We start from the raw sequence: 5,717 nt of genomic DNA on the forward strand, positions 1-5,717 counted from the left end.
CTCAGGTCCAGAAAATGAGCCGTGAGCAAGCTCAGGAATTCCTAATCAAACTCTATGAGCAAATGATGATGCGTGAAACAATGTACAAAGAAGTCCTAAAACACGAGTGGGGATTATAGCTAAAGCCCTAGTCTGATTGTTATTCGCCTTAATTGAGTCGCGACCTCCTTCTCTTGCTCAATTCCTTAGGTAGGAAAGGAGCTGGGGATGCTGGGGCGTAAACTCGAATTATATTAAGATTTAATTAAAATTAAAATTGATTGATTCAACTTATTGTTAACTATTATCAGGCTAAGTATTATAACCGCAGGCTTGCTTAAAGGAAATAGGATTGGCAATAACCCAATTCACTCTAGGCAAGTCAGGATGAATAGTTGATAAAATTGTATAAATTAATGCAAAACTATCGAAAGTAATTGTAAAGTGTTCTAGTCTCAAAGAAACTCTAAGCAAAAGCCATCCTCCCTGCATATGTTTCAGCATTGCCTAATCTGCACCGATTTCTCTGACGGTTTATATCGGCTAGTAGAGTTTGTCCCCAGTTTAGCGGCTGGTGGGATCAAGAAAATCATCTTCTGCCACTTTGTTCCGCTTTGGGAAGAGGGAGAAATACCTCGCATTGATGAAGAAGGAATAGAACAAGCTCGCCGCCGCTTTGAAAACGGTTTGACCAATATACCTGAAGGGGTAGAGGTTCACATCGAAGTGACCTCAGGTCGTCCTAGTGACAGTATTCCTAAAATCGCCAAACGTTACCATGCTGATGTCATCCTGATTGGCACGCCAGTGCGCAGCTTATTACAAGAAAAGCTTTTCGGTAGCACTACAGCAACCTTGAGCAAGGAATGTAGTACACCATTGCTAATGCTGCGACCACAACTGATTTCAGCTTACACCTGCGAAGAACTCGATCTACGCTGCCAACATCTATTCCGGTATTTGCTAATTCCCTATGACGGCACTACAGCGTCTCAATCTGTCGTGGAAAGGGTCAAAGAGTATGCTAAACAAGCACCAGATGACTCACTAAAGCAGTGTATGCTGTTGTGGGTAGTCAGTGAAGGGGGGCGCAAAGAATTATCTAAAGAGCCTCAGTTACAAAAAGCTCAAGACAAGCTAGAACCAGTAAAAGCAGAGTTAGAACAGCTGGGCTTACAGGTCAATACGGACGTGCGAGTGGGCAATCCCCGTGAAGAGATTTTAGACACAGCCTTAGAATATGATATTACTGCGATCGCAATCTCTTCCGATCACAAAGGAAAATTCTTAGATTGGTCAGTCCGTAGCTTAGCCGGTGATTTAATGCGCAGCAGCTGGCACCCTGTTCTATTCTTGCCACCACAAAGCTAAGGATAGAGAGTCTGGGGTTTTATCGGAAGTTCTAATAAAATAAAGCCATTCCACTTTGGTAGTGAATAATAAATCCAACATATGATCACAAAGATTAGTGGTTGGCGAAAATTACTAGTGGTGTGCATCTCTATGGCGCTAGCTTTTACAGCTTTTCCTGCGCCATCTTATGCTACTAGTCCTGCGATCGCTCAATTTACCCCATCGTCTCGTTTAGAAAACATCTCATTTGAGAACCAAGCAAAATTTCAACTTGCTGTGGCTACAGACAATTGCCGCAAAGTGGTCACTAGAGGCAGTGATCTCAATGTCCGCAGTGGACCCGGTAGCAATTACCGGATTATCGGTTTAGTCAAAAACGGGTCTGAGGTTACCCTTGAGCAAATAGTAAACCAAGACTGGGCAAAAATTTCTTCTCCCTTGTCAGGTTATATTTCTCAGCGGTATCTCCAATCCTGTCCACCACCACCTAAGCAGGAATGTCGAATAGTTTCTACCAATACTGGCAGGGGTCTGAATGTACGTCAGAGTCCTGGTGGTAAGATTATTGGTGACTTGGACAATGGCGCTCAAATCACTATCGTCAATAGCAGTACTAATGGTTGGGTACAGGTTGTCTCTCCCCAAAAGGGTTATGTTTCCGACCGGTATCTTAAACCTTGTCCACCACCTCCTCCCAAAGAAGAATGTCGTCTAGTATCGACTAATGGTAACCCGCTAAATGTGCGTGCGACCCCTGGTGGTACGATTGTCGGTGTTCTAGAAAATGGTACTAAAATCACTATCAAGGGTACTAGCACTGATGGTTGGGTACCGATTGTTTCTCCCCGAGAAGGTTATGTGTCTGAGCGGTATCTTCAACCCTGTCCCACTGTCAAAAAAGAGTGTGGTACAGTTACCACTACTGGTAGTGATCTGATAGTGCGTTCAACCGCTGGTGGTCCAAGTATCGGTACATTAAAAAATGGTACCGAGGTCAAGATTGAGAGTATACGTGCAGATGGCTGGCTGAAGATTTCAGAACCCATAATCGGTTATGTGTCTGGCAAGTATGTTAAAATAAAACCTTGTCCAACACCACCACCATCTGAAGAGGATTGTCGGCAAGTTTCAGCACCACAGGGTTTAAATGTCCGCAAATCACCGTCAAATGATGGCGAGATTATTGGCATTATCGCTGATGGTTCTAAGGTAACGATTGTTAATCGTGGTAGTAATGGCTGGGTTCCTATTTCTGCGCCCTTACAAGGTTATGTTACTGGCAAGTATCTGATCTATTGTCCTGAGTATAAGCCAGAAGAGCCGTCAGCACCAGTAGGTTAAGCCTTAGATCTAGCAGAAGTCAGAAGTCAGAAGTCAGAAGTCAGAAGTCAAACTCTTGCGCTTACTTAGGTTTGAGACTTTTGTCATGTCCGCGCCTGCCCTGGCGACTGCTATATCTCGCAGCATTTTTGATAGGCGATGCAGCTAAGATTGTAGGGTGCGTCAATCACGCACCCTACTGCTGATCTGTAGGTATCGAGGGTACAGTTTGCTATAGTCCTAAGTCCACTTCCGGAAAAATGTATTGTCTTCCCAAGCAGAAGCTGTGCGTGTTTCAATAGCAGTCATTTGTGCTGAACTCAAGGATTGAAATGCTTGGGCGACTTTAAAATTTGATTCTAATTGCTCGACGGATTCGGCAGCAATAATACAACAATGCACTCCCTCCAGAGACAAAACATAACCCATGGCTTGCTCCATTCCATCTAAGACACCATTTTTGAATAACTTGCCATAAGCCGGAACTTTCATGGCAACGACTCCTACATTTTTCTCTCGCGCCACTGGTAAAACAGTTTTAGCAAAAGGTCGAGGATGGTGAACATCTGCCGCATTCAGAGAAATTAAGGTAGTATCAAAGGGATAGCGCCGCAACCCCTCTGCAATCACATCCGGTTCATGATGTCCGGTAATGCCTAAATATTTGACAATTCCTTGTTCTTTTGCTTCTTCAAAGGCTTTGATAGCGCCATTAGAACTAAAAATCTGATCTAACGTTTCGTGAAAAGAAACATGATGTAATTGCCATAAATCGATAGAATCAGTTTGAAGGCGTTTAAGCGATCGCTCTAACTCTCGCCAAGCCCCATCTCGATCTCGTTGTGCTGTTTTTGTTGCTAAAAATAGATTAGATCTATAAGGGGGTAATACCTTACCCATATAGTTTTCGCTGGGGCCATAGCTAGCTGCGGTATCAAAATAACGAATTCCAAACTGTAACGCCGCTTCAATTTGGGCGACAGCATCAGCTTCTCGATTCATCTTCGACAAAGGGGTTTGTCCTGCACCTCCCAACCCAAAGATTGGAACTTTCACCCCCGTTTTCCCTAACACTCTTTCTGGCATTGTAGCTGCTGTTGGCAGTTGAATAGCTGCTTTTGCTGACAGTTGAGACTGCTGTTGATGCCATGCTGCACTTCCAACAATACCACCCGCAGCAGCAACACTGGTCACGATAAACTTACGTCGAGTTGTTTTGGGTGTCATCGCTCGCCTATTTTACAGTAGCTTTGCTCATATTTTAGCTTGGTTTTTGCAAGGTAAGCATTCAGCTGAATGCTTAGGTATTAACGTTACGGAAATTACCTCGATGTTGAGTCTAGACGAATCAGATATTATCTTCTATAATAGCTGTCTATCTGTATGTTTATTCGAGAAGTTAAGATGACTTCACCGACTGCAACAATACTGCTGTATTGTCCCGAGCAACAAGGACTTGTGGCCAAGATTGCTAACTTTATCTATTCCCATAGTGGAAACATTATCCACGCCGATCAACATACAGATTTGGCAACTGGAATTAAATCAGGAAAAAAAACTTAAACTTTTGTCCATGTTTTGATGCAGCCCCTCCCTATCAGCGATTGCCTTGCTTTATGAGAACACTAAAAACTCCTCGGATATATTGACACTGTTCCCTATTCCCTATTCCCTGTTCCCTTTTTATATCAATCTTATGTTTACATATCAAATAAAAATACTATATAATCAGAGTAGCTGACGGAATTTTAAATGGACTTTACCTCAGGGCGTCAAGGGTTTTACACAGAAATAAATCAGCCAGATGACCAAATTCATTTGGCAAAAGCAGCGCTTTATATAGCTCAGGAGGAATACCCAGATCTGGCTATTGTTGATTACCTCAATGCCTTAGATGTAATGGCATCTGAAGTAGAGGAGCGTTTGCCTGAGCAACCCTATCCCCTGCGAGTGATTAAGACTCTGAATCAGTATTTCTATGATGACCTAGGATATTCGGGTAATAGGAGTGATTACTATGATCCCGGTAATAGTTTCCTAAATCAGGTAATTGATCGGCGCACAGGTATTCCCATTAGCCTTTCGGTGGTGTACCTGGAAGTCGCTCGACGCCTTGATTTTCCCATGGTTGGTATTGGGATGCCAGGGCATTTCTTAATTCGCCCAGAGTTTGAGCAGGTGGGTATCTTTGTGGATGCTTTCGATGGTGGTGAGATTTTATTTCAACAAGACTGCGAGGAACGACTAACCCAAATTTATGGGCATCCGGTAACGCTACAACCACGTTTCCTAGCACCGGTTAGTAATCGGCAGCTGTTGGCACGGATGCTCATGAATCTTAAATTAATTTACCTCAATCGCCAAGACTTACCGAGAGCACTAGCTGCAGTTGAGCGGATGTTGTTGCTGTTTCCTAATGCACCGGTAGAACTGCGGGATCGGGGGCTGATTTACTCCCAGTTGGGATATTTATCAGAAGCATGCCAGGATTTGGAACGTTATTTGGAAATCCTGCCCCAAGCTGAGGATGCTGATATCATTCGTCGGTTACTTGAACAGATCGGAAATCGGTAGAGGCTTCTATGCATGGGCTTGATTAACCCTAATCCCTAATCCCTAATGACTACACTCACGTCGGTAAATCTCCTCTGCTACTAATTTAAGACGTCTGAGTTGGGCTTTCATATCATTCTCGGTCCATTGGGCAGCAAAGCTGTTGAATCCCCAGCTAACGATGGGGTTGGGAATTTCAAATTCAAAACGGTTGACCAAACGGGTGCCTTGTTCAGCTGGCTGACACTCCCAGCGGTCTCGTCCTTTGAAAAAACCCTGGAACTGCCAAACCACTAACCCTGGCTTGCGGTCGATAACCACACTCTTGAGAGTGGGCTGCAACCAGGGAATGTTTATAATGAACCGCGAGCGACTCCCGACATCAGTACTCCACTGCCCCACTGATTCACAACGCAAAATCGGGTTGAGCCAGCGATGCATTAAGCTCTGGTCAGTGATACAGCGCTCGACAATGGTGGCGCTGGCATTAATTTTAATGGATTGTTCAAAAA

At 44.0% G+C, this 5,717-nt stretch carries 6 protein-coding genes and 1 pseudogene; 5 read left to right on the forward strand and 2 right to left on the reverse strand.

The genetic code is table 11. The annotated features are described in order from the left end of the window. From F6K49_RS34415 to F6K49_RS34425, 3 genes are all read left to right on the forward strand, one after another. The coding region (locus F6K49_RS34415; protein WP_293103887.1) for an NblA/ycf18 family protein at positions 1-119 on the forward strand (119 nt) is incomplete at its 5' end. A 352-nt stretch (positions 120-471) separates the two neighbouring features. Continuing rightward, positions 472-1,350 (forward strand): universal stress protein, encoded by an 879-nt coding sequence (locus F6K49_RS34420; protein WP_293103877.1) that lies wholly within the window; start codon positions 472-474, stop codon positions 1,348-1,350. Between the two features lie 81 nt (positions 1,351-1,431). Further along, on the forward strand, positions 1,432-2,673 hold the full coding sequence (locus tag F6K49_RS34425; protein ID WP_293025238.1) for an SH3 domain-containing protein: 1,242 nt from the start codon (positions 1,432-1,434) through the stop codon (positions 2,671-2,673). Between the two features lie 219 nt (positions 2,674-2,892). On the opposite strand, the gene F6K49_RS34430 is transcribed toward F6K49_RS34425, so the two are convergent. Further along, the gene (locus F6K49_RS34430) at positions 2,893-3,879 is read right to left on the reverse strand and encodes an aldo/keto reductase (protein ID WP_293103880.1); all 987 of its coding nucleotides are present in this window, start codon (positions 3,877-3,879) and stop codon (positions 2,893-2,895) included. A 177-nt stretch (positions 3,880-4,056) separates the two neighbouring features. Between F6K49_RS34430 and F6K49_RS34435 the strand changes: the two are divergent. After that, positions 4,057-4,194, forward strand: a pseudogene (locus F6K49_RS34435) (formyltetrahydrofolate deformylase); the annotation flags it as partial. 210 nt (positions 4,195-4,404) lie between these two features. Continuing rightward, positions 4,405-5,226, forward strand: a complete 822-nt coding sequence (locus F6K49_RS34440) for a SirB1 family protein (RefSeq protein WP_293073417.1) — start codon at positions 4,405-4,407, stop codon at positions 5,224-5,226. 42 nt (positions 5,227-5,268) lie between these two features. Here the strand turns inward: F6K49_RS34440 and F6K49_RS34445 are convergent. Further along, on the reverse strand, positions 5,269-5,717 hold a 449-nt coding region (locus F6K49_RS34445; protein ID WP_293103884.1), incomplete at its 5' end, for an SRPBCC family protein.

It is taken from the genome of Moorena sp. SIO3I6, from assembly GCF_010672095.1.

Excerpts from the sequence above, each read along its gene's own strand:
- F6K49_RS34420 (WP_293103877.1), top strand. The coding sequence starts at position 472 with ATGTTTCAGCATTGCCTAATCTGCACCGATTTCTCTGACGGTTTATAT.
- F6K49_RS34425 (WP_293025238.1), top strand. The coding sequence starts at position 1,432 with ATGATCACAAAGATTAGTGGTTGGCGAAAATTACTAGTGGTGTGCATC.
- F6K49_RS34430 (WP_293103880.1), bottom strand. The coding sequence starts at position 3,879 with ATGACACCCAAAACAACTCGACGTAAGTTTATCGTGACCAGTGTTGCT.
- F6K49_RS34440 (WP_293073417.1), top strand. The coding sequence starts at position 4,405 with ATGGACTTTACCTCAGGGCGTCAAGGGTTTTACACAGAAATAAATCAG.